Source organism: Desulfogranum japonicum DSM 18378 (assembly GCF_000429945.1).
Taxonomy (GTDB): Bacteria; Desulfobacterota; Desulfobulbia; order Desulfobulbales; family Desulfobulbaceae; genus Desulfogranum; species Desulfogranum japonicum.
The window spans coordinates 114947-138378 of record NZ_KE386995.1; the positions used below are offsets into that span (position 1 = coordinate 114947).

Annotated in this window: 14 protein-coding genes; 12 read left to right on the forward strand and 2 right to left on the reverse strand. The window is 45.8% G+C overall.

The features are described from left to right. Positions 1–21 precede the first annotated feature (21 nt). Positions 22–1953: a molecular chaperone DnaK gene (gene dnaK, locus G493_RS0125150; RefSeq protein ID WP_028582560.1), complete on the forward strand. Its 1932-nt coding sequence runs from the start codon at positions 22–24 to the stop codon at positions 1951–1953. A 356-nt stretch (positions 1954–2309) separates the two neighbouring features. Beyond that, positions 2310–3278: a tryptophan--tRNA ligase gene (gene trpS, locus G493_RS0125155; RefSeq protein WP_028582561.1), complete on the forward strand. Its 969-nt coding sequence runs from the start codon at positions 2310–2312 to the stop codon at positions 3276–3278. A gap of 193 nt (positions 3279–3471) precedes the next feature. On the opposite strand, the gene G493_RS0125160 is transcribed toward trpS, so the two are convergent. Next, positions 3472–4434, reverse strand: coding sequence for a peptidylprolyl isomerase (locus G493_RS0125160; RefSeq protein ID WP_205623759.1), 963 nt, complete (start codon positions 4432–4434; stop codon positions 3472–3474). Between the two features lie 251 nt (positions 4435–4685). Here G493_RS0125160 and G493_RS0125165 point away from each other — a divergent pair, with 251 nt between their 5' ends. The 9 genes from G493_RS0125165 to G493_RS0125205 all read left to right on the forward strand — a co-directional run bounded on the left by G493_RS0125165 (position 4686) and on the right by G493_RS0125205 (position 18539). Next, positions 4686–6182, forward strand: coding sequence for a 3-deoxy-D-manno-octulosonic acid transferase (locus G493_RS0125165; RefSeq protein WP_084813772.1), 1497 nt, complete (start codon positions 4686–4688; stop codon positions 6180–6182). Positions 6183–6204: 22 nt separating this feature from the next. After that, positions 6205–7317: a glutamine-hydrolyzing carbamoyl-phosphate synthase small subunit gene (gene carA / locus G493_RS0125170; RefSeq protein WP_028582564.1), complete on the forward strand. Its 1113-nt coding sequence runs from the start codon at positions 6205–6207 to the stop codon at positions 7315–7317. Between the two features lie 31 nt (positions 7318–7348). Then, positions 7349–10570, forward strand: coding sequence for a carbamoyl-phosphate synthase large subunit (carB, locus tag G493_RS0125175; protein WP_028582565.1), 3222 nt, complete (start codon positions 7349–7351; stop codon positions 10568–10570). Positions 10571–11172: 602 nt separating this feature from the next. Beyond that, the gene (ftsH, locus tag G493_RS0125180; protein ID WP_028582566.1) at positions 11173–13005 is read left to right on the forward strand and encodes an ATP-dependent zinc metalloprotease FtsH; all 1833 of its coding nucleotides are present in this window, start codon (positions 11173–11175) and stop codon (positions 13003–13005) included. A 259-nt stretch (positions 13006–13264) separates the two neighbouring features. Beyond that, positions 13265–14035 (forward strand): dihydropteroate synthase, encoded by a 771-nt coding sequence (gene folP / locus G493_RS0125185; protein WP_232363837.1) that lies wholly within the window; start codon positions 13265–13267, stop codon positions 14033–14035. Between the two features lie 65 nt (positions 14036–14100). Further along, positions 14101–14502 carry a hypothetical protein gene (locus G493_RS0125190; RefSeq protein WP_153306672.1) on the forward strand — a complete coding sequence of 134 codons (402 nt, stop codon included), beginning with the start codon at positions 14101–14103 and terminating at the stop codon, positions 14500–14502. A gap of 455 nt (positions 14503–14957) precedes the next feature. After that, positions 14958–15473, forward strand: coding sequence for a DsrE family protein (locus G493_RS31290; protein ID WP_051309931.1), 516 nt, complete (start codon positions 14958–14960; stop codon positions 15471–15473). Positions 15474–15490: 17 nt separating this feature from the next. After that, positions 15491–15961: a hypothetical protein gene (locus G493_RS0125200; protein ID WP_028582569.1), complete on the forward strand. Its 471-nt coding sequence runs from the start codon at positions 15491–15493 to the stop codon at positions 15959–15961. Between the two features lie 349 nt (positions 15962–16310). Then, positions 16311–18539, forward strand: coding sequence for a C39 family peptidase (locus tag G493_RS0125205; RefSeq protein WP_028582570.1), 2229 nt, complete (start codon positions 16311–16313; stop codon positions 18537–18539). A 24-nt stretch (positions 18540–18563) separates the two neighbouring features. On the opposite strand, the gene G493_RS0125210 is transcribed toward G493_RS0125205, so the two are convergent. Then, positions 18564–21650 carry a ChaN family lipoprotein gene (locus tag G493_RS0125210; RefSeq protein WP_028582571.1) on the reverse strand — a complete coding sequence of 1029 codons (3087 nt, stop codon included), beginning with the start codon at positions 21648–21650 and terminating at the stop codon, positions 18564–18566. 320 nt (positions 21651–21970) lie between these two features. On the opposite strand from G493_RS0125210, the gene G493_RS0125215 reads away from it, so the two are divergent. After that, the gene (locus G493_RS0125215) at positions 21971–23161 is read left to right on the forward strand and encodes a 3-phosphoglycerate dehydrogenase family protein (RefSeq protein ID WP_028582572.1); all 1191 of its coding nucleotides are present in this window, start codon (positions 21971–21973) and stop codon (positions 23159–23161) included. The last annotated feature ends 271 nt before the right edge of the window (positions 23162–23432 follow it).

Here is a 23432-nt window from a genome sequence, read left to right on the forward strand (position 1 = left end):
TAGGAGACAGGAGAACGAATTATGGCAAAAATCATAGGAATTGACTTGGGTACAACCAACTCTTGTGTATCCATCATGGAGGGTGGTGATCCCAAAGTCATCGAAAATAGCGAAGGCAACAGAACTACTCCATCCATCGTTGCTTTCACTGATAATGGTGAGAGGTTGGTTGGTCAGGTGGCAAAGCGCCAGGCTGTAACCAATCCTACCAGGACACTTTTTGCAATCAAGCGACTGATCGGAAGAAAGTTTACCGATGCTGAAGTGAGGAAATCTGTTGACGTAAGTCCGTTTAAGATCATTGAGGGCCCTGGTGGTGATGCCGTCGTTGAGGTAGAAGGTAAAACATACACCGCTGCGGAAGTTTCAGCCATGATCCTTGGTAAAATGAAACAGACTGCTGAGGAGTATCTCGGTGAGCCGGTGACCGAAGCTGTTGTCACAGTGCCCGCTTATTTTAATGATGCGCAGCGCCAGGCAACTAAAGACGCTGGTAAAATCGCCGGACTGAATGTACAGCGCATCATCAATGAGCCGACAGCTGCATCTCTTGCTTACGGTCTGGACAAGAAAGGCGAAGAAAAAATAGCTGTGTATGACTTGGGTGGCGGTACCTTTGATGTGTCCATCCTGGAGATTGGTGATGGTGTTTTTGAAGTGAAATCCACCAATGGCGATACCTTTCTCGGTGGTGAAGACTTTGATATGCGCATTGTTAACTGGCTTGCAGATGAATTCAAGCGTGAGCAGGGTGTTGATCTGCGCAATGACAAAATGGCGTTGCAGCGCCTGAAAGAGGAAGCGGAAAAGGCTAAAAAAGAGCTTTCCTCTGCCATGGAGACCGATATAAACCTGCCGTTTATCACCGCAGATGCTTCAGGACCCAAACACCTGAACATCAAGCTGAGTCGTGCTAAACTTGAGGCACTGGTTGAAGATCTCATCGAGCGTACAGCCGGTCCTTGTATGACAGCTTTAAAAGATGCAGGGTTAAGTGCTTCCGACATTGATGAGGTTATCCTTGTGGGTGGTATGACCCGTATGCCAAAAGTGCAGGAGAAGGTCAAAGCTATTTTTGGCAAAGAGCCTCATAAAGGCGTAAACCCGGATGAAGTGGTTGCCATTGGCGCTGCTATTCAGGGTGGTGTACTACAGGGTGATGTAAAGGATGTTCTCCTGCTTGACGTCACCCCATTGTCTCTGGGAATTGAGACGCTGGGTGGTGTAATGACCAAACTTATTGAGAAAAACACCACGGTTCCCACCAAAAAGAGCCAGGTTTTCTCCACAGCTGCCGATAACCAGCCTGCAGTTTCCATCCATGTGCTCCAGGGTGAACGTGAGATGGCCCAGGATAATAAAACCATTGGCCGATTCGAATTGGCTGATATTCCTCCGGCGCCGCGAGGTGTTCCTCAGATCGAAGTAGCCTTTGATCTTGATGCCAACGGTATTCTGCATGTATCTGCGAAGGACCTCGGAACCAATAAAGAGCAGTCCATTCGTATTACAGCCTCTTCAGGATTGTCCGAAGAAGAGATTGAAAGGATGAAAAAGGATGCTGAACTGCATGCAGAAGAGGACAAAAAACGCAAAGAACTGGTCGAAGCAAAAAATAATGCTGACTCCATGGTGCACATGACTCAGAAGAGCCTGACAGAGTTGGGTGATAAAGTTGATGCTGAGACAAAGGCCAATGTTGAGCGCGAAATTGAAAATCTCAAAAAAGCCATGGAAGGTGATGACGTTGAGGCTATTAAGTCTGCAACCGAGGCCTTGACTCAAGCTTCCCATAAACTTGCTGAACTGATGTATGCCCAGGCATCACAAGATAAGGGTGGTGCCGGCGGTCCTGGTGCAGGAGCGGGCGGAGCCGGTGCTGCAGGTGGTGCCAAAAAAGGCGGTAACGACGATGATGATGTTGTAGACGCTGATTTTGAAGAGGTAAAATAAGATATTTTATCTTTGACATTGTTTGTCGGATCATGGGAGTGCAGTTTTCTGCACTCCCATTTTTTTTGATTTTGCGCTATACATTGAACTCAAATACCCCGCATTTCCCATGGCTCTTTTTGGATACATGTTTAACTGCCTGTAAAGCAGAGTGTTTTTCAGGCAAATGTGAAAATGTTACCCTACGGGGCGAGCAGATTTTCACTACCTCTTTTGTTACCGAACATTTGTAGGTAAGCTTGGACTCCGGTTGTTCACTACAGTTGCATGTCCGGTGCTTTGCGTCTACTGTAAAAAATGCTTGTGAGAAATCCGGAAGAATATGCACCGTTAACTTCAACATTTACGCAATACAGATGAAACGAATACTATCAGGCATTCAGCCTTCAGGTAAGCTACATATTGGTAATTATTTTGGAATGATGCAGGCTATGATTCGCCATATGGATTCTTCGGATCTGTATGTTTTTATAGTAGATCTGCATGCACTCACCTCTGTACATGATAGGGACAGGTTACGAGAAGGTACTCTAGAAGCAGCTGCAGATTTTCTGGCTCTTGGGCTGGATCCTGACAAATGCATTTTTTGGGTACAGTCTGATGTGCCTGAAGTCTGTGAGCTAACCTGGATGTTGTCCACTCTGACCCCTATGGGCCTTTTGGAGCGTTGCCATTCGTATAAAGATAAGATTGCAAAAAATATTCCAGCCAGCCACGGGCTGTTCTCTTATCCTGTGCTGATGGCAGCTGATATCCTGCTTTACCAGGCAGAGGTTGTTCCAGTTGGAAAAGACCAAAAGCAGCATCTCGAAGTTGCCAGGGATATTGCTATCAAATTCAACAATGCATTTGGGGAAACCTTTGTCGTGCCTGAGCCGGCTATAAGTGAGTCAACAGCTATCGTTCCAGGGCTTGATGGCCAGAAAATGTCTAAATCATATGGCAATACTATTCCCATATTTATGGATGAAAAACCGTTGCGCAAGGTGATCATGTCTATCCAGACAGATGCAACTCCTGTTGATGAGCCCAAGGATCCCGATACATGCAATCTGTATGCGCTTCTTAAACTGTTTGCTTCTCCGGAAAAGATGGAAGAAGTACATGGCCTGTACGTTAATGGTGGCGCGGCCTACGGGTATTTGAAGCAGGACTTGTTTGAATTGATTAACGAGTATTTTAAAAGTGCGCGTGCCAGAAAAAAAGAACTGTTGGATAATCGTGACTATCTGCGTCAGGTTTTAGCTAAAGGAGCTGAAAAGGCACGGGAGAAAGCCTCTGTGACGCTGGATCTGGCCAGGGATCGGATGGGGCTGAAGTATTGACGGTTGTCTTCTTTGATCACCGACACGCGGGTGGTGTATGCTCCATCCGCGTGCCGGTTTGGTTGCCTGCCATTTGCAGTGAAGCGTATAGACTCCGAGGTTTACTCGGGCTAGACGTGTGGTGCCTCGCATCTACTGCAAAATATACTCGTGAGAGATCCAGGCCAGAAATTTTTCTAAAAACGTTTCCGGCTTACTGCTTTACATCAACCAGTTCCACATAGAATACAAGCCATGCATTCGGTGGAATGATGCCATTGCCTGCACCGCGCTCGCCATAGGCAAGATCTGGAGGAAGGATAATGGTCCGCTCTTCACCTTTGTGCATATCCAGGAGCGCCTCGTCCCATCCCGGAATAACCCTGCCTGTTCCTACAGGAAATTCAATGGGTTCCTTACGCTGATAGGAACTGTCAAACTTACGATAGTTGGCAAGGAGTCTACCGGTGTAGTGCACACTGACTATATCTCCCTTGGACGGTTTGGGGCCGTTGCCTTCTTTTTCAACCTGGTAGTACATGCCTGAACGGGTTCTGCGTGCTTCAGGCCATTTTTGCTGTATTTTCTTTTTGAGTTGTTCAAGTTCCTTTTGCTGGCTTTCTTTTTCTTTATCGCTAATTTCAGACAGTGCCTTGTCAAAGGCCTCCTGATCAGTTTTAAACGCCTCCGCTTCTTTGCCAACGCGGATGATTTCTATGTGCTGAATTTTATCTCCCTGCTGAATTGCGTTAACAACATCCTGCCCTTCAACAACTTTACCAAAAACAGTATGTTTTCCATCCAGGTGGGGAGTGGGGAGATGGGTAATGAAGAATTGGCTGCCGTTGGTTCCGGGCCCTGCGTTAGCCATGCTGAGAATACCTGGGCTGTCGTGTTTGAGGGATGAACGAATTTCATCTGGGAAAGTATATCCCGGGCCACCTGTCCCTGTTCCCAGTGGACATCCACCCTGGATCATGAAATTGTTGATGACCCGGTGAAAGGTGAGTCCATCGTAGAATGGTTTACCCAAGGGCTTCTCTGAACCACCGAGGTGCAGGGTACCTTCTGCCAGGCCAATAAAATTGATAACAGTGAGTGGTGTTTTGTCGTAATACAGCTCAAGCAGTATGTCGCCCTTTGATGTATTGATTTTTGCATATAAACCGTCTTTCATTTCCTTTTCCTCTGCTGCGGAGAGTGTCTGCCCTGCATAGATACAACACAGAAGGACGAGCAGTATGCTCAGCAGTTTCCTCATAACAATCTCCTTGTTTGAGTAGATAAAATTAATAAGTATTTGGCGTGTATTCACTCAGAATCAACAGTATACTAATACAAGTACACAGAGTATATACAGGAAAACCGAGATGAATGCGAGGTTGCTAACAAATCATGGATAAAGATGTCAATGAAAATTGAGACGAAATGATTCCTGTGTTCGGTCGGGAGTCGCTATATCTACTGAAAGTAAAAAAAAGGGCCATTATTTCCGTATTGAGTGGAAACGTTATTGACTCTCTTTGTGTAAGTTGGTTTAATAGAGAGTTTTTATCGAAGTCACAAAACACCGACGCTACTGTGGAAAAAATGATATACTGGGCGTATGGTTTCATCGGAACCACAGGGTATTGCATCCTTCGCCTGCTGCTACCTTTACTCCTGCCACTTGGAGGGCGATATTTCTCTGCCCTTGATCAACGGCTTGGGATTTATACAGAAGATTTGGGCAAAAGTGGGCAAACCTCTGTCAGGATCTGGCTGCACGCATCATCGGTTGGTGAAGTGCAGGCAGCAGCCACACTTGTCGATGCACTGTCTCAAGCTTATAGTGGTATTGAATATATTCTCACCACCACTACTGTGCAGGGCTGTGCGCATGCGCAGAAAAAAATGCCCCATGGGGTCACATGTCTCCTGGCTCCTTTGGATGTACCGGTTATTGTCCGCAAGGCTCTTCACGCATTGGTTCCGGATATCTATATTTGCCTTGAAACTGAACTTTGGCCCGCCATGCTTAAAGAGGCCCAAAAAAAAGGTGTGGTTACCGGCATATTGAATGGACGCATCTCTGAGCGCTCTTTTCGAAGCTATCTCAAGTGTCGAAAGGTCTTTGCCAGTATCCTCGGTGGAGTTCAGCGCATTGCCACTATATCTGCAGACGATGCTGACAGATACCTCAAGCTCGGCGTCAATGAAAACCGTCTCAGTGTCTGTGGAAATATAAAAAATGCTTCCTCTGAAACCAATGAGCCCACAACTGTGCGCGAAAACCATCGGCGGTATCTGCAGATACAAACTGAACGTGTTTTGATTTGCGGCTCCACCCATGGAAATGAAGAGGAACAGCTGTTGCAGGTTTTCAATCAATTGCACCTGCAGCATGACCTTGTCCTTATTCTTGCTCCCCGTCATCTGCAAAGACTGGACGATGTGGAAAAAACAATAGCCCGTTACAACTTTGCCTGCCAAAAGTATAGCGAACTTACCAATGAACAACGCACCAGCTCCGTTATTCTGCTTGATACCATGGGTGATCTGGCAAAGATATACAGCGCCGGTGATTTCATATTTTGCGGAGGCAGCCTTGTACCATGTGGAGGGCACAATATTATGGAGGCAATCAGGTGGCAGCTTCCTGTGTATTATGGCTCCAGTATGGAAGATTTCATGGAGGCCGCTTCGCTGGCTGAAAATGCAGGATGTGGCTTCCGAGTCGTTGATAAGGATGCCTTGCTGAGAATTCTCAAAGAACACATGGCTGATCCCCGGATGTACAGACAAATATGTAAACAGGCTCAAAAGCTGATGAACCACAGGAATGAGGTGGTGAAAAAGCAGGTTGATGTTGTAGGTCTTCTTCTGCAGGAGGTCGCTGCGATGTACAAGCAACACTCGTCCATTTCACAACAGGTGAAAGGGTAATTTTTATAGAATGGTGTAGACTATGAAAGCATTGATAGGTTTGGAGGACGGCACAGTTATATCCGGGTACTCGTTTACCGGGCCAGGTGAAGCTGTGGGAGAGATTGTGTTTAATACCAGTATGAGTGGTTATCAGGAGGTATTGACTGATCCTTCCTATACCGGTCAGCTGGTAACCATGACCTATCCCTTAATTGGCAATTATGGTGTTAATGAAGAGGATATGGAATCAGCAGCTGTATTCCCTCGAGCCTTTTTGGTACGTGAGTATCAGGCATTTCCCAGCAATTTCAGGGCAAGCGCAACCTTGGCTGATATGCTGAAAAAATATAATGTGCTTGGAATAGAAGGGATTGACACCCGAATGATAACCAGGCTGATTCGAAAAACCGGAGCCATGAAAGCCGCTATCTCCACAGAGGATCTGGATGGTGAATCCCTTGTCAAAAAAGCGCAGGGATGGGCCGGCCTTGTCGGGCGGGATATGGTTACCAGAGTGAGTTGCAAAGAACCCTACTTTTGGAGTCCCCAGGGGCCGGCAGCTGTTCAACTGGGAAATAGGGATCCTGAAAAATATCGGGTTGTTGCTTTTGACTTTGGAGTAAAATACAACCAGTTACGTCTGCTCAGCGACTATGGATGTCAGGTCATTGTTGTTCCTGCCACCACCAGCGCTGAGGAAGTTCTGGCACTTGAACCGGACGGAGTTTTCCTCTCCAACGGTCCCGGTGACCCGGCTGGCGTGGAAGGGGTGGTGAATAATCTGAAGCAGTTATTAGGTAAAAAACCGATTTTCGGCATCTGCCTCGGGCATCAGATGCTCGGACTTGCCTACGGCGGAACAACCTATAAACTGAAGTTCGGCCACAGGGGCGGCAATCAGCCCGTCAAAGACCTGACCACTGGAAAAGTGGAGATCACCTCCCAAAATCATGGTTTTTGCGTTGATCCCGACAGTCTGCCCCCTGAAGTGGAAGTCACCCATATCAATCTCAATGACGGCAGCCTTGAAGGAATGCGGCACACCAGGTACCCTGCCTTTTCTGTCCAGTATCATCCCGAGTATGCTCCAGGTCCCCATGACGCAGAATATCTTTTCCAGCGTTTTATTGACCTTATGAAAGAGTCTTGTTGATTACCTCAGCCACAGTCACGGTTATACGATTATGCCAAAACGAACAGATATAAAGAAAATTCTTATCATAGGATCTGGGCCTATCATCATCAGCCAGGCCTGCGAGTTCGATTATTCGGGAGCGCAGGCTGTTAAAGCACTTAAGGAAGAAGGGTTTGAGGTTGTCCTGATCAACTCCAACCCAGCTACCATTATGACTGATCCCGGCCTTGCTGACCGCACCTATATTGAGCCTATTACTCCTGAATGCGTGGCCAAGGTGATAGAAAGGGAACGTCCTGATGCGCTTCTGCCAACACTTGGTGGTCAGACTGGCCTGAATACAGCCATTAAAGTTGCCAAGATGGGGGTATTGGAAAAATATAACGTGGAATTGCTCGCTGCAAATATTGACGTTATCCAAAAGGCTGAAGGGAGAGAGGAATTTCGCGATGCCATGCGAAAAATTGGCCTAAAGGTTCCTGAATCCGCCATTGTGCATACCATTGAAGACACCATGGCAGAGGCCGAGCATATCGGTTTCCCCATCATTGTACGTCCCAGCTTTACCCTGGGGGGAACCGGTGGCGGGGTTGCCTATAACAAAACCGAACTTAGGGAACTTGCCACTGCAGGCCTGGATCTCTCCATGACCAATGAAATCATGATCGAACGTAGCCTCCTGGGCTGGAAAGAATATGAGCTCGAGGTCATGAGGGATAAAAACGATAATGTGGTCATTATCTGTTCCATCGAGAATGTCGACGCCATGGGTGTTCACACCGGTGATTCAATTACCGTTGCCCCCGCACAGACACTCACAGATCGTGAATATCAGGAAATGCGTGATGCCGCCATTGCCATTATTCGTGAGATCGGAGTGGAAACCGGAGGGTCCAATGTGCAATTTGCCGTTAATCCCGAAGACGGCGAGTTGATGATCATTGAAATGAACCCAAGGGTGTCACGTTCTTCAGCCCTGGCATCAAAGGCCACAGGTTTCCCCATTGCCAAGATAGCTGCTAAGCTCGCTATTGGCTATACCCTTGATGAGATTAAAAATGATATTACCAGGGAAACCTACGCTTCTTTTGAGCCTACCATTGATTATTGCGTAGTCAAAATCCCGAGATGGACCTTTGAAAAGTTTCCAGAGGCGGAAGATATCCTGAGTACGGCGATGAAATCCGTGGGCGAAACCATGGCCATCGGACGTACCTTTAAAGAGGCATTCCAGAAAGGCATGCGTTCTCTGGAGATTGGACGTATGGGATTTGGTTTTGACGGCAAGGATAACATGAGCGGCATGCATCAGGATGACCTCGACAAGGGGTTGAACCGGCCAAATTCCAAACGAGTCAGTTATGTGTTCGAAGCTCTTCGCCGCGGAATGTCTTTGGAGCGTATTTACGAGTTGACCAGTATAGACCCTTGGTTCCTGCATAATTTCAGGCAGATTATCGAAAAAGGAAAGGAGCTTCGGGAAATCGGCTTCAGTCGGTTGGATCATGAAAGCCTTTACCGGGCCAAACAGTACGGATTTTCTGACGTGCAGCTTGCACATATAACCGGTACCTCCGAGAATGATATTCGGGCGTTGCGTCAGGATAAAAAAGTTGAGCCGGTATATAAACTTGTCGATACATGTGCTGCAGAGTTTGAATCATATACCCCGTATTATTATTCCACCTATGAGCAGGAAGATGAGGCCAGAACCAGCGACCAGAAAAAAATTATGATTCTGGGTGGCGGGCCAAATCGTATCGGACAGGGGATTGAGTTTGACTATTGCTGCGTACATGCAAGCTTTGCTCTGCGTGAGATAGGTGTGGAATCCATTATGGTTAATTCCAATCCTGAAACGGTTTCCACAGACTACGACACCTCTGATAAATTGTATTTTGAACCTCTCACCAGAGAAGATGTGCTGAATATCATCGAACGGGAAAAACCGGATGGTGTCATTGTGCAATTTGGCGGGCAAACACCTCTTAACCTTGCTGTTCCGCTGCATAATGCAGGAGTACCCATCATAGGAACATCTCCTGACGCCATTGACCGGGCTGAAGACAGAAAACGTTTTCAGCAGTTATTGCAGAAACTGGGTCTGCGTCAGCCTGCCAATGGAACTGCACGCTCACTGGAGGAGGCGCTGGCCGTTGCTGAGAAAATTGGGTTTCCTGTGGTTATGCGACCGTCCTATGTTCTTGGTGGACGTGATATGCGTATCGTTTATAATGAAAAAGGAATACGCGATTTTATGAATCTACCAGGGATGGCAGGCGGTGAGTTCCCTGTACTCCTTGATCAGTTTCTGAAAGATGCCATTGAGGTCGACGTAGATGCTGTCTGCGATGGGAAAGTGACAGTGATAGGCGGTATTATGGAGCATATCGAGGAAGCCGGTATTCATTCCGGTGACTCGGCCTGCGTGTTACCACCCCACACCCTGTCTCCTATCATGGTTGATGAAATCACCAGGGCCACAAAAGATATGGCTGCTGAACTCGGTGTTATAGGATTGATGAATGTGCAGTATGCCGTGAAAGGGGATGTTCTTTATGTATTGGAGGTTAATCCTCGAGCTTCCCGTACCGTGCCTTTTGTAAGCAAAGCCACAGGTGTACAGCTGGCAAAAATCGCCACCAAGGTGATGATGGGGATGACCCTTGAAGAATTAGGCTTTACCGAAGAAGTCCGTCTCGATCATTGGGCAGTTAAAGAAGCTATCTTTCCTTTTGATCGTTTTGAAAATGTTGATACCCTGCTTGGGCCTGAGATGAAATCCACAGGTGAGGTTATGGGGATGGACGAAGACCTGGGTCAGGCACTGGTCAAGGCACAGATGGCCGGTGGCGCTAAGCTGCCACTTGAAGGGACTGTCTTTTTGTCTGTTCGCCATAGTGACAAGAATTCTGTCATCCCTGTTGCCGGAAAACTGCATGATCTTGGTTACAAAATCCTGGCAACAAAGGGAACCGCTGAAAAATTAAAATCAGTAGGCATCCCTTGTGTTGAGGTGAATAAAATTTCCCAGGGACGTCCACACATCCTTGATAAGATTGAAGATGGTGAGGTGCAGTGGATCTTAAACACTTCGGCCGGCAATCGAACCACCGAGGATTCGTACACCATTAGGAGGGCCGCGTTGGATTATCATATTCCGTATTCCACTACCATTACTGGTGGTGGAGCGATGGCCCGTGCACTGGAATCTTTGCGGTCCAAGGATGTACAGGTCAAAACTGTACAGGAATACGCCCAAAAGCGATAACCTTGATTTTTTATGAATTTTTGGAAAAACGGGTTGACCTCTGAACCGAGGAACTTTACTTTGCAATGCTTATAAAAGATGCTGATTTGGTTTGCATGTCAAAGACATCACTTGTTTGCTTGACCGAATTGCCGGCCATGGGCATTGTTGGCGGGCACGGCAGTTGCGCTTAGCTGCCATGCCCTATGAATATAACTATGGCAAGGTTACTCATCGGAAATGAGGGATAGAGCTGTGAAGAAGTATTTGACTGAGTGCAAAGAAGTATTACTATTACAATACCGTTACTATGAGTGGTGCCTGTCCGGATAATCTTTGCCCAGGAAATTGCCTGGGAATAGGTATTTTTCCTCAATCAAGCTGTTTTAGAAAAATACGCACAGTCATGTCGTTACTATTACTCGCATTATTTTTTTAAAATAAGCCTGAGCCGTGGTAAAGGGCATTCTCGGACAGCCTCCTGGGAGATTTTGCCTGTTTTTATTCAGGTGAAGCAGAGACGTGAAACAGCTGTTTCCTGATGGACACTGAGAATCGTTGACCACCAACACAGTGAACAATCGTTTTACCTGAGGTAAGACAAGCACTATTGGAGCTATTTTTTGAATACCTTCTATAAAAATTTTAGTATGTGGCTGGTCATTGGCGTGACCATGATTTTACTTTTTAATCTGTTCAGTAAACCGCACCCCGGCGGGAACTCGATAACCTACAGCGAGTTCTGGGATAATGTCGAAAGCGGTGCGATTGAAAAAGTGAACATTCAGGGGGAGAAAATTACAGGCACAGGACCTGATGGTCGGCCGTTCTCCACCGTTGCCCCTGATGATACTGAGCTTATTCCCATGCTCAGACAGTCCAAAGTAGATATCTCTGTAAAGGAACCGGAAGAAACCCCTTGGTACTATGCCGCATTTATTTCCTGGTTTCCCATGTTGCTGATAATCGGTGTATGGATTTTCTTCATGCGTCAAATGCAGATGGGTGGAAAAGGCGGAGCCCTTTCCTTCGGAAAAACAAGGGCAAAACTGCAGGGTGAAGGGGAAGTCAAGGTCACATTCAAGGATGTGGCAGGCATTGATGAGGCCAAAGAAGAACTTGAAGAAATCATTGATTTTCTTCGAGACCCGCAAAAATTTACCAAACTCGGCGGTCGTATACCCAAGGGTGTCCTGCTGGCTGGTCCTCCGGGTACCGGTAAAACTCTGTTGGCAAGAGCCATAGCAGGTGAAGCTGGTGTACCGTTCTTTACCATATCCGGTTCTGATTTCGTTGAGATGTTTGTTGGCGTTGGTGCGTCACGTGTCAGAGACCTGTTCAATCAGGGAAAGAAAAATGCTCCTTGTATCATATTTATAGATGAGATCGATGCAGTGGGACGCCACAGAGGTGCCGGGCTCGGTGGTGGGCACGATGAGCGTGAGCAGACTCTGAATCAGCTTCTGGTTGAAATGGACGGGTTTGAGGGGAATGACGGAGTCATCATTATTGCTGCCACTAACAGACCGGATGTTCTGGATCCGGCTCTGCTGAGACCCGGCCGTTTTGATCGCCAGGTTGTTGTACCTGTTCCGGATGTGAAGGGCAGGGAGCAGATTCTTGCAATCTATGGTAAAAAAACCAAGCTCGATCCTGATATAGATATGGCTGTCATTGCCCGTGGAACACCCGGTTTTTCAGGTGCTGATCTGGAAAATCTTGTTAACGAAGCCGCATTGATGGCAGCAAGGGAAAATAAAGACATCATCAGGATGGAACATCTCGAACGTGCCAAAGATAAGGTCATGATGGGCGCTGAGCGACGATCCATGATGATTTCTGAAAAGGAAAAAGAGATCACCGCGTATCATGAGGCTGGACATGCACTGGTGGCACGCTTGCTTCCAGGTACTGATCCCATTCATAAGGTAACTATTATCCCCAGAGGAAGAGCTCTCGGTTTAACCATGCAGTTGCCGATGGATGAAAAATATACCCATGCCAGAGGGTTTCTGTTAAACTCCATTGCCATTTTGTTTGGAGGCAGGGTCGCCGAAAAATTGGTGTTTGATGAAATTACGACAGGTGCTGGTAACGATATCGAACGTGCCAGTGAGCTTGCCCGTAAAATGGTTTGTGAGTGGGGGATGAGTGACGAACTTGGTCCCCTTGCGTATGGCAAAAAGGATGAACAGATTTTCCTCGGGCGTGAGATCACCCAGCATCGTGACTACAGCGAGCAGACTGCTCAGAAAATTGACGACGCGGTTAAACAGATTATCCTGGATGCCAATGACAAGGTAACCAAGATGCTGCTGGATAATATGGATATTCTTAAAGCCATTGCTCTGGAGTTGCTTGAAAAAGAGACTATTATGCTAGAGGATATGGATCGTATTATCAAAGAGCTGCGTCCGGAGGAAGCTGAAGATATCCTGGAAGAAGCAACTGCATAAACATACTGCAAGAGTATTCCAGGTGTATTTGCTGACCGGCTGGTAGATAACTATTTACCAGCCGGTTTTTTTATTGCATATGCTATCCCGTGGTTCTTGAGCAGATTGTCAATGATCCCGATTTTTCACAAGGGTGGTTTGCTGTAGATTTTTTTCTCTTATGCATGTTGATGATGGTGTCTGAGGATGAGTGGTGATAGTCTCTGAAAGTGTAAGCAATTTCATTTGATAATAGGATTTGGTCAGCAATATGAAGATCATGGGCATCGTAAATGTAACACCTGATTCTTTTTCTGATGGCGGCAAATTTGTGCACCAGGAGGATCTGGCTGAACAGGTGGTTCAGTTGCTTGAAGATGGGGCAGACTGTATTGATATTGGTGGTGAATCCACCAGGCCTTTTGCAGCTTCAGTATCACTGGAAGAAGAATTGCGCAGGACAATTCCTGCGGTGCAACTTGTCCGTTCCCTAACCGACAAACCCATTTCCATCGATACAACCAAGGCAGAAGTCGCCCGGCAAGCCTTGGATGCAGGTGCAGACATAATCAACGATATTTCTGCTCTCAGAGGAGATCCCCATATGGCTGGCATTGCCGCTGATTCTGGCTGCCCCGTCATTCTTATGCATATGCAGGGAACTCCTCAAAATATGCAGCTACAACCCAAATACAATGATGTGATTGATGAAATTAATACATTTTTCCATGAGCAGATTGCAGAAGTTCAGGGCAAGGGCGTTGAGTTGCAACAGATAATCCTTGATCCTGGATTGGGGTTTGGAAAACTCCCTGAACATAATGCAGCCATACTGCGCAATATCAAGCGTTTTCGAGTACATGGCTGCCCTTTGCTTATCGGGCATTCCAGAAAGTCCTTTTTTGACCACCTTTTTCATATTCCTTTGGAAGAACGAGATTGGCCAACAGCTATAGTCTCTTTGCTGTGTGCTCAACGGCAAGTGGATTATGTGCGCGTGCACGATGTCGCAAAAACCAGGCTTGCACTGGAAATGCTGGAACAATTTTGAGAATCAGCCTCGCTGTATTTGCTGATTGGTTACGTGTCAACAATCATCTGCAGGAAAGATATTGCATGAAAATAGATGTGTTACAACAGCCTGAGCAAGATATTTTTCAACATCGGAAAAGGTATGTTCTTTGGTTTATTTTTTTCTTCGTCACTGCCTTTTTGGGCATAGCTGTCGGTGTTTATGCCATATACTTTGATTCCCTTCATATCAAACATCTAGATGATCTTGCTCTTGGAATTCTACTTACCGCTTCCTTGGGTATAACAATATATGGCAATAAGCTTCAGAAATATAAACGACTTTTTCCACCACAACAGGAAAAACTTGCGAACTTACGTACCAGATATTCTGTAATAGATACATATTGTAAAGGTGTCGAGAGATTGGGAAGACGGTTTGTACGTGCTGAATATGAAGCATGTGAAGAATACGCAGAAAAGCATTCCGCACTTCCATTTGTATGAAAAATCTTTCATCCCTTCGACCGAGCAGAATTATTTATAGGCGGTATACTCTGTCAATGCAGGCCGCAGTGACGAATTCGCTGCTCACTTTTTAAAATTCTGGTCTTTTTTTCAGTATGGTTTGCCGAACAGCGTAACAAGCTGAAAGTACACCCCCAGCTCTTTCTCTCCTTGAAAACAAAACCACTGCTGGGAATATCACAACAGTCTCCCTTTTGAATTCTCGCTCGCTCTTTCTATTTATCTCATCTATATATCGTGTTTTACATTCTCATTGAGAGTGATTATTATTTTAGGTGGTTTTTGCTGGAGTGGTAAGAACTCGGTAACGTTGTCACGTCAATTGATCAATACGGCCAGTATGAAACCATTGACCCTACGTCGTTACCAAACCGATATCCTACGCAATTTTTGGATATTTATTATTTTCCGCGACCCTCACAGGAGACTACATTATGTCGTGGTCCTCAATAATACGTACATCTATCTGCTTTTTCACTTTTTTCATCATGTCGTTTTTCACAGATAGTATCAGCAACGCTGGTAATAATTTGTATGAACGGGAATTGTTAACAGGCCTCGACAAGGTTAAAGCTGTATATGACATCCAGGTCAAGGAAGCGAAAACGTTTGCTTTCTTTTTGAGTGTGATTGCCAAAACCCATGACAGCATACAAGACCAGGGAGTTCAACCCGAATTTGTTGTGACAGTACGAGGACCTGCCATTCGCTTTATATCAAACGAGATTTGGTCGTATTCCGAAGAAGACCAAAAGCATCTTAAACAAGCTGCTGAAACAATAGCAAGGTTGCATCAGGATGGAGTGAAATTCGAAGCATGTTCAATTGCCGCTGATTTGTTCAACATTACTAAGGATACCTACATCCCAGGCGTGAAGCCTGTTCCTAATACTTTTGTATCCCTGACAGGGTATCAGGCCCATGGCTATGGGATAGTGGTTATCAACTGAACGAGTTGGAGGTTGACATGCTAAATATAAATAGACACTGGACAATCTTTGTATTGTTATTATCCGTGGGTATCATGGTGATTCTTTACGGATATTCACCTGAAATAGTAAGGGCTGCAAATCAGGATGCGTATTTGTCATACTCAGAAGAGGGATATATTGTTAATACAAGAAATAATAACGTATGGACAGGGATAAGAAGCCGTATTTTTACAACGCCTGGTGAAGTCCAACAGTATCTAGCCGAATTGAGAGCAGAAGGCAATGATGCCTGGAGGCTTCCCACAAAGCAGGAACTACACGATTTGTTGCTGATCTTTGACCTGAAAAATAACGGAGATGTGAAATTCAGTATTGAAGGAGCCTACTGGCTAACAAATGAAAAAGGTGAGTTAAGTGCAGGGGCATGGGAGGTCGGAGATGGCTGTGGCCTGGAGAGAGTCTTTTATTCAAAAAATAAAGGGCATATCATAGCGGTTCGACCCTGATCAGATACATGATACTTATTCGTATACTAGATAGCTATATGCTTGGTATGTCCTTGATCTGGCGAATACAAATGGTGATCTGTTGAGTGGGGTTAAACAAAGAATTTCGAGGAGGTGATGAAACTCATTTCCACAAGCCTATTACATATTATACGTTTTTTTTACCGGATAACTTGTTGTCAGGTTTTGCTTCGCCTATAATTATTCTGAAGTATTTGGCTCCATCACATGGTTTCAAGATACATCTGCTTGAATGCTAAGTATCTTTTAAAAAGCAACTGCTCACAGCGTATCTGGTATCCCTGCGATCAGTATATGGCTTGCATATTTCCAAGTTGTTGAGAAGTACATGTACAAAGCAATTATTTTTTGTGTCTGTAAGCAGTTTCAAATCACTCTTTTTCTCCTCGCCTTAAGCACATCACTCAGTTTTGTCGCCCCTGCCTTCCAGACAGTTGCCCATGCACAGGAGTCCGATACTCTGAAGAGGCAAATAACAGAGAAGGTCCTTTTGAAAACAGGTGCGTATTTTACTGCCAAAAGACTGATTTTCAGTGATGGTGAAATGTTGGATGAACACATCATCAACGGTCCCCCTGAGCCATTAACCGGTTATGAACTTGAACGTGCATCTGTGGCGTTGCCTAAAGCCGATGTTGCCTCTGGTATGAATACGCTTACTGTGCCTGCTTTTAACTGGGTTTTTGGATGTTCTTCAGTTTCCGGAGCTATGATTGCCGGATTCTATGATAGAAATGGTTATGAAAATATGTACGTCGGCCCTACCAATGGCGGCGTGATGCCTTTGGACAACAGCTCCTGGCCCACTTGGTCAGATGGTTTCCGCACATATCCCAATCTTCCTTTGGCAGCTTCCCATTATGGAGTCGATGGCAGAACAAACCGTGGATCCATTGACGATTACTGGGTTCAATACAATAGCAGTGATAATGACCCTTATATAGGCAACTGGACGGAACACAGCTGGAGTGACGCCATTGGTGATTACATGAAGACAAGTCAGTCTGAATATAATAATACCGATGGCTCAACCGCATTTTATAATTTTACCAGTTCAGCGAGTCGATTGACCTGTGCTGATATGGTGTCCTATGATATTCATTCAGTTGATGGCACTTATGGTAGGAAACTCTTCTACGAAGCAAGGGGATATGCCGTAACTGATTGCTATAATCAGGTAACGGATAACAAAATCAGCGGTGGCTTTTCTTTTGCCCAATTTAAAGTGGAGATTGATGCCGGCAGGCCGGTAATGTTGAATCTTGAGGGGCATACAGTTGTCGGAGTCGGTTATGATGACAGCTCCAATACTGTGTATCTCCATGACACATGGGATTATAGCGATCATACCATGACCTGGGGCGGAAGTTATTCCGGTATGGAGCTGCTTTCAGTCAGTATCGTGAACCTGCAGGCAACCACAACTGCAACCCTGACAGGATTGACGATTACCGGACCGACGTCAATGAATGAGAATAGCAGTGAAACCTATACCGCGACAGCAACCTGGAGTGATGGAAGTACCACGACAGCCAGTCCCAGTTGGAGTGAAAATTCTCCCTACACCACCATAAGTTCATCCGGGATCTTATCTGCTTCCTCTGTTTCAAGTAATCAACTTGTTACTGTCAGTGCAAGTTATAGCAGCGGCGGGGTGACCCAAACCGATACCCACAACGTAACCATTATGAATGTGGCCACCATTACTTTGGGAGCGGCTCTTGACAATACATCTTTACAGTGGGTGACCGGAGGAAACGGCGAATGGTTTGGTCAGCCAAGTACAACCTATTATGGCGGTGATGCTGCTCAGGGTGGTGACATAGATCACAGCGAGGAATCATATCTGCAGACTACAGTTATCGGACCGGGAACGCTCAGTTTTTATTGGAAGGTCTCCTCTGAAAATTGGTATGATTATCTTCGTTTTTATATCGATGGAACCGAACAGTCAGGATCCATAAGTGGTTCGACCGGCTGGGCGCAGAAAACTTTTACATTGACCTTCGGATCCCATGTCTTGAAATGGGCATATACCAAAGACAGTTCAGTCTCTTCGGGCGATGATACCGGCTGGGTTGATAAGGTTGTCTGGACAGGTTCTGCCAATATAACCCTGGGAAGTGCTCTTGATACTACGGACCTTGTATGGTTCAGTGGAGGTGATGCGGCCTGGTTTGGACAGACAGGCACAGCGTATTATGGTGGTGACGCTGCCCAGGGGGGATATATCGGAGATAATCAAAAAACATATCTGCAAACTACAGTTATCGGTCCGGGAACACTCAGCTTTTATTGGAAGGTATCCTCGGAAAGCAACTATGATTATCTTCGCTTTTATATTGATGGAACCGAGCAGTCAGGATCCATCAGCGGGCTGACCGGTTGGACACCCAAAGTTTTTACAGTACCTTCCGGATCCCATGTGCTGAGGTGGTCTTACATCAAGGATGGCTCAATATCTTCAGGGGGGGATACCGGATGGGTAGATAAGGTTTCCTGGACCTATTCCGGAAAAACCCAACCTTTGCCATGGTTGATGTTGCTCTTGAAATAAGGAAGAAAGATTGTCCCATGTCCTTTATTTTGGATGTCCCAGTGGCATCATCCCCTGTGCCCCTGAGGTCAGTTCAATTTCAGTGCTGATTTTTTTATTTTGCCTTTCAAGTTCGAGTTGAACCGTATCTCCGGGACGCAGATCCATGAGGTGGAAACGAAGCATACCGACAGTCTGAATCGGTACGCCATTGATCCTGCAAATAGTATCTCCTTTTTGTACATCAGCCAGACCAGCTTTCCCATGGGGACTGATCTGTTCTATTTTGAGTCCATGGTTATCCTGTCTGTTGAGAACAACCCCCAATTTGCCAGCAGGCGGTAGTTCCAGCGGTTCTACTGCAACGAAGAAATCACACCATCCCGGCTGTATGGACTGCTGCTGACTAAGCGGCGCCACCACGTATTGGGATATGGCACCCATTCGTTGATAAACCCGTGGGGGGATCGCATTCATTTTATTTACATGACCCGTTCCGGCCAAGACTACCATGGTGCTATCAGGATGTTTTTTGAGATACTTGGTGATGTTTTCTGCCATGGTTTCATCCCAGATAGCTTGTGCCTGAAGAAATCCCGGCCTGCCGTTGGTGTTCATTGCGAGATGCATGTTGAAATATGGTTCCAGGCGTTCTATGTATCCTGGTAACACCAATGAGCGGAATGCTGGCAACAGGTGTTGATCGGTTTGTTGTAATGTATCGGTGGAACCTGTGCGAAAAACAGTTTCAGTAATATTTTTTGGTATATTTAGGCCAATGAGCGGTATCGCATTCGTTCGTGCATAGGTAAAGATATCACGATACAGGCGGTAATCATATCCCCAGGATTCATGATAGGCAGACTGTTCAACAAAATCGGCTTCATCGTGTATGTCCCCTTGTATATAGGCGTCAAGGACAGGCTGCACGCTTGCCGGAAACATTTCAAGGCCTATGGCCAAGCCAGGGTAGCGTGCGTGCAGGGTCTGGATAATGCGCAATTGCAGTAGATGGTGTGCATAGTTATCATGGGTTTCGCCTATATACGTTACCCGGGCATCTTTAAGCTGTTTAATGAATTCATTGAATGGCAAGGTTGCCGTTGCAGGCAGGGCAGTTGGAGTGGGGAGAAGAATCCCGCGAATGCCGTCTTCACTGGGTTTAATGGATTTTTGCTGTATACGTCCATTGATAAAATCAAGGCTTGAGTATTTTTGATAATGGGAAAGCAGACGTACTATCCGTTCTATACCTGTGGCATCGCTGATATCAACAGTCATGATATGATACCTTGGTGCAAGGGGATTTTGGTGTGTTTCAATGTGGACCGGGGCAGTACTCGCATTCGGTATGCCGAAGATGGATTGTCTTGGTGCTGAATCACCAATGAAAACCCAGTCGTTATCCTGTAGATCACTGTTGCTTACCTGGTCGCCCTTCAAGACTGTCCCGATTGTTTGAAAATAAGTGGTCAGCGGTTTAATTTTGTCTTCGATTTCAGGGGCAATGAGTACCTGCAGGTTGTTTGAGGCAAAAATATGAGCTAACAGAGGTGGCGTCTCTTCTGGTTCGAGTTGCCGCACAAGATCATAATGAGGATCCACTGCGATGGCCAGTGGCAAGGCCTTGACGGGAATCGTAAAGGTCTGTTCCTTTTTGTCCAGGTATACGATATGTGTTGCAGGCCCAAGGGTGGTTGTGATTTCTATTGGAACTGTTATTTGAAACGGTATTTCCTGTTGTATGGTGCATGTTACGGTAAAACCGGTTTGGCTGTGCTCAAATTGCGCATTTTGAAGATGCAGGTTGGGGATTATCTCACTATCCAGCCATTGCTCAAAAAAAGTATCCAGTTTTTTCCCGGAAACCTTGGAAAAGAGTTTTTTCAGTGTCTCCCACGATACGTCTGTAAAGATATGATCGTTATATAATTGTCTCACCGCTGTCTGAAAGTTTTTCTCTCCGATCTCCTTACGCAGCATATGAAAAAAGAGGGTGCCTTTGTTGTAGCCAATAGCCCTGTTTCGTTCTCCTGATACTGTTTGCAGGTTGGTATTTCGGAAGTCATTCAACCTCAGACTACTTTTTTCAGGGATATAGGCATTATAGCGTAGAAGCTGGTTTTTACGGTATTGTTTATCTTGTCCGGCATGGGCAGCATACTGGTGATCAGCCAGATAACTGGTTAACCCTTCTGCCCAGTTGCCTGAATTCATATCGACAAAAACGCTGTTTCCGAACCAGCTGTGGAGAATTTCATGGCCAAGGGAAGTGCTGCGGATAAAGGGAAGGCGGATGACCTGTTGACCAAGCAGCGTGAATCCTGGAAATCCATAACCAGTTGATAACACATTTTCTACAATGGCATAGTGCGTGTAGGGATATGGTCCTATTTCCTGCTGGTACATGCTGAGATATTTTTTGGCATCTTCAAGGTATGCTTTGGCCAGATGACCGTCTTCATGGAAAAAATACGTTGAAAGATCAATATTTCCGACTTTGATGGTTTGAATTTGATAGGGTGCGGCAATAAAATGCATGGCCTGAAGTGGGGTTGGCGATACCAGACGGACAACCTTGATAGATTTTTCCATGTGAGATTCAATAGTTTCAGATTCTGCAATGGCTGAAAAATTATCAGGGATGCGGGCAACAAGGGTATAGTGCATTTTGTGCGAACTCCTTGGATGCCAGAAGCCCGCAAGGGCTATCGCCTTTTTGTTGATGATATTGTCACCTTGTCCACCCGGCGGCAGGTGTAATTCATAGCTGACCAGAATCTGCTGTTGTCTGGAGGATGCCGGAACCCGTAAAACGTTATCTGCTTGCGGGATAAGCCTTTTAAAGGTTTGTCCCTGTGGTTCGACCATGGCTCCGGTGACTGTTAAAGGGCCAAATTCAAGGCTAAGGGGCATGGCTGCAGGTACATCGATCCTGGAAGTTGCGCGCAGTAAACTTTTTGAAAGGTCGAAGCTCAGATCAATTTGATGAGAAAAAGGCGATGCCTCCCCTGTAACTCCCCATGGTACATGAAGTACTGTTGTTATAAGGATGACGTAAGCGATTGAGCGGTGTAGGAGAGATAGGTTACGCATGGCTGAGTGTATAAGCTGTAGGAGGAAAAGGAACATTAACTTTTCCAACCTTAATCATTTTGTGGCTGAATGAAAACTGCTTGTTTGTGCATTACGCCCCCCTGAGTGTGCTGGAAACAGCAGGGATAATTTGTGTTGTTTGATCAACGAATCTGAAGAGTATTAACCATATACGTGCTTATTCTTGACAATGAGGAACCATTCATTGTAGGGTCCGCCATGTTTTGCGTTGTATGTTTTATGATGGAGTTAAGAATTGTTGTTCTGTTTTGCAGTGATGCAGAAGGGGGGGAGCGCACTTCTGTGGATGGGGAAACAGAGAGATCACTCAATCGCTCGATGTAAAGGATATAATTATGCAACAGTATAGAATTAAGACCATCAATGCCATTGCTCAGGAGGGGCTGGACCTGTTCACATCCCAATATGCTGTAAGCCCTGAGGAAAAAGATCCACAGGGGATTCTGGTTCGGAGTACAAAGGTAGACCTTGGGTTGTATCCCAACCTTCTGGCCATAGCCAGGGCAGGTGCAGGAGTGAATAATATCCCGGTTGAAGAGGCGTCTCAAAAGGGTATTTGTGTCTTTAATACTCCGGGAGCCAATGCCAATGCGGTAGTTGAATTGGTGTATACCACATTGGGGATTTGGCTGCGTAACGTTGAGAAAAGTATCGCATTTTGTAGGACGTTGAATAATCTGACTGATGACGATACCATCAACAGGGAAGTAGAGGCTCAAAAGAAACGCTACAGGGGCGAAGAGATGGCTGGTAAAACCATGGCTGTCATAGGATTGGGAAAAATAGGTGTGGGTGTTGCCAATGCCGGTCTGCACCATGGAATGAAGGTCATAGGATTTGACCCTTTTCCGGCTATGGATAATATTCATTACCTGTCACCGGAAGTTACTTTGGCTCGATCACGCCGTGAAGCTCTTGAAAATGCTGATTTCATCAGTGTACACATCCCTCTGAATAATAAGACCCGGGGCTATGTAACCCAGAAAGACTTTCTGCAATTTGTCAAGGATGGAGCAATCCTGATCAATTATGCACGAGGTCCGGTTGTAGATGAAGGTGCTGTCCTTGCTGCATTAGCCAGTGGAAAATTACGCGGACATATCTCAGACTTTCCTTCAACCAAATTTCTCAACCATAAAAAGATCATTGTAACTCCCCATCTGGGAGCTTCCACGTCCGAATCTGAAGAAAACTGCGCAACAATGGCGGTCAAGGAACTTCGCTCTTATCTGGAGATGGGAAATATTGTCCACAGTGTCAACTTTCCAAATATCGAAACGATTCCCACTGTTGATGTGCATACGCGGGTAACAGTGATTAACCGAGATCAGCCTGGTATGATCGCCCTTGTAAGTAATATCCTCGGAAGTCATGATATAAATATCATGAACTATACAAATAAAAGTAATGGTACCCTGGGATATAATATTATTGACTGTGCAGGTCCCGTCCCGCCTGATGTAAAAGCCAAAATCTGTGCCCAGGAAGGCGTGCTGCGTTCCAGGATTATTACCTTTCAGGAGTAGAGTGCAGCTGGATTGTCATTGTGGAGATTGCTGAGAATATCTGCAAGCATGTCCGAGATCGTCATATTTTTAATGCATCGGATGCTGTAGGTTTCAATTTACATTCGACCATGCTCCTGCAGCATTGCAGGGTGCGTAAAAAGTATCCAGTTCAGTTAAATTATTGCATAATGGGGAGTAAAAAAAATATTCCGGCGCAACTGGCTGAAAACATGTTGTAATTTGTTTCCCTTGTGCGGTGGGGTAAAATAATGTTAAAAATCTTGAACTT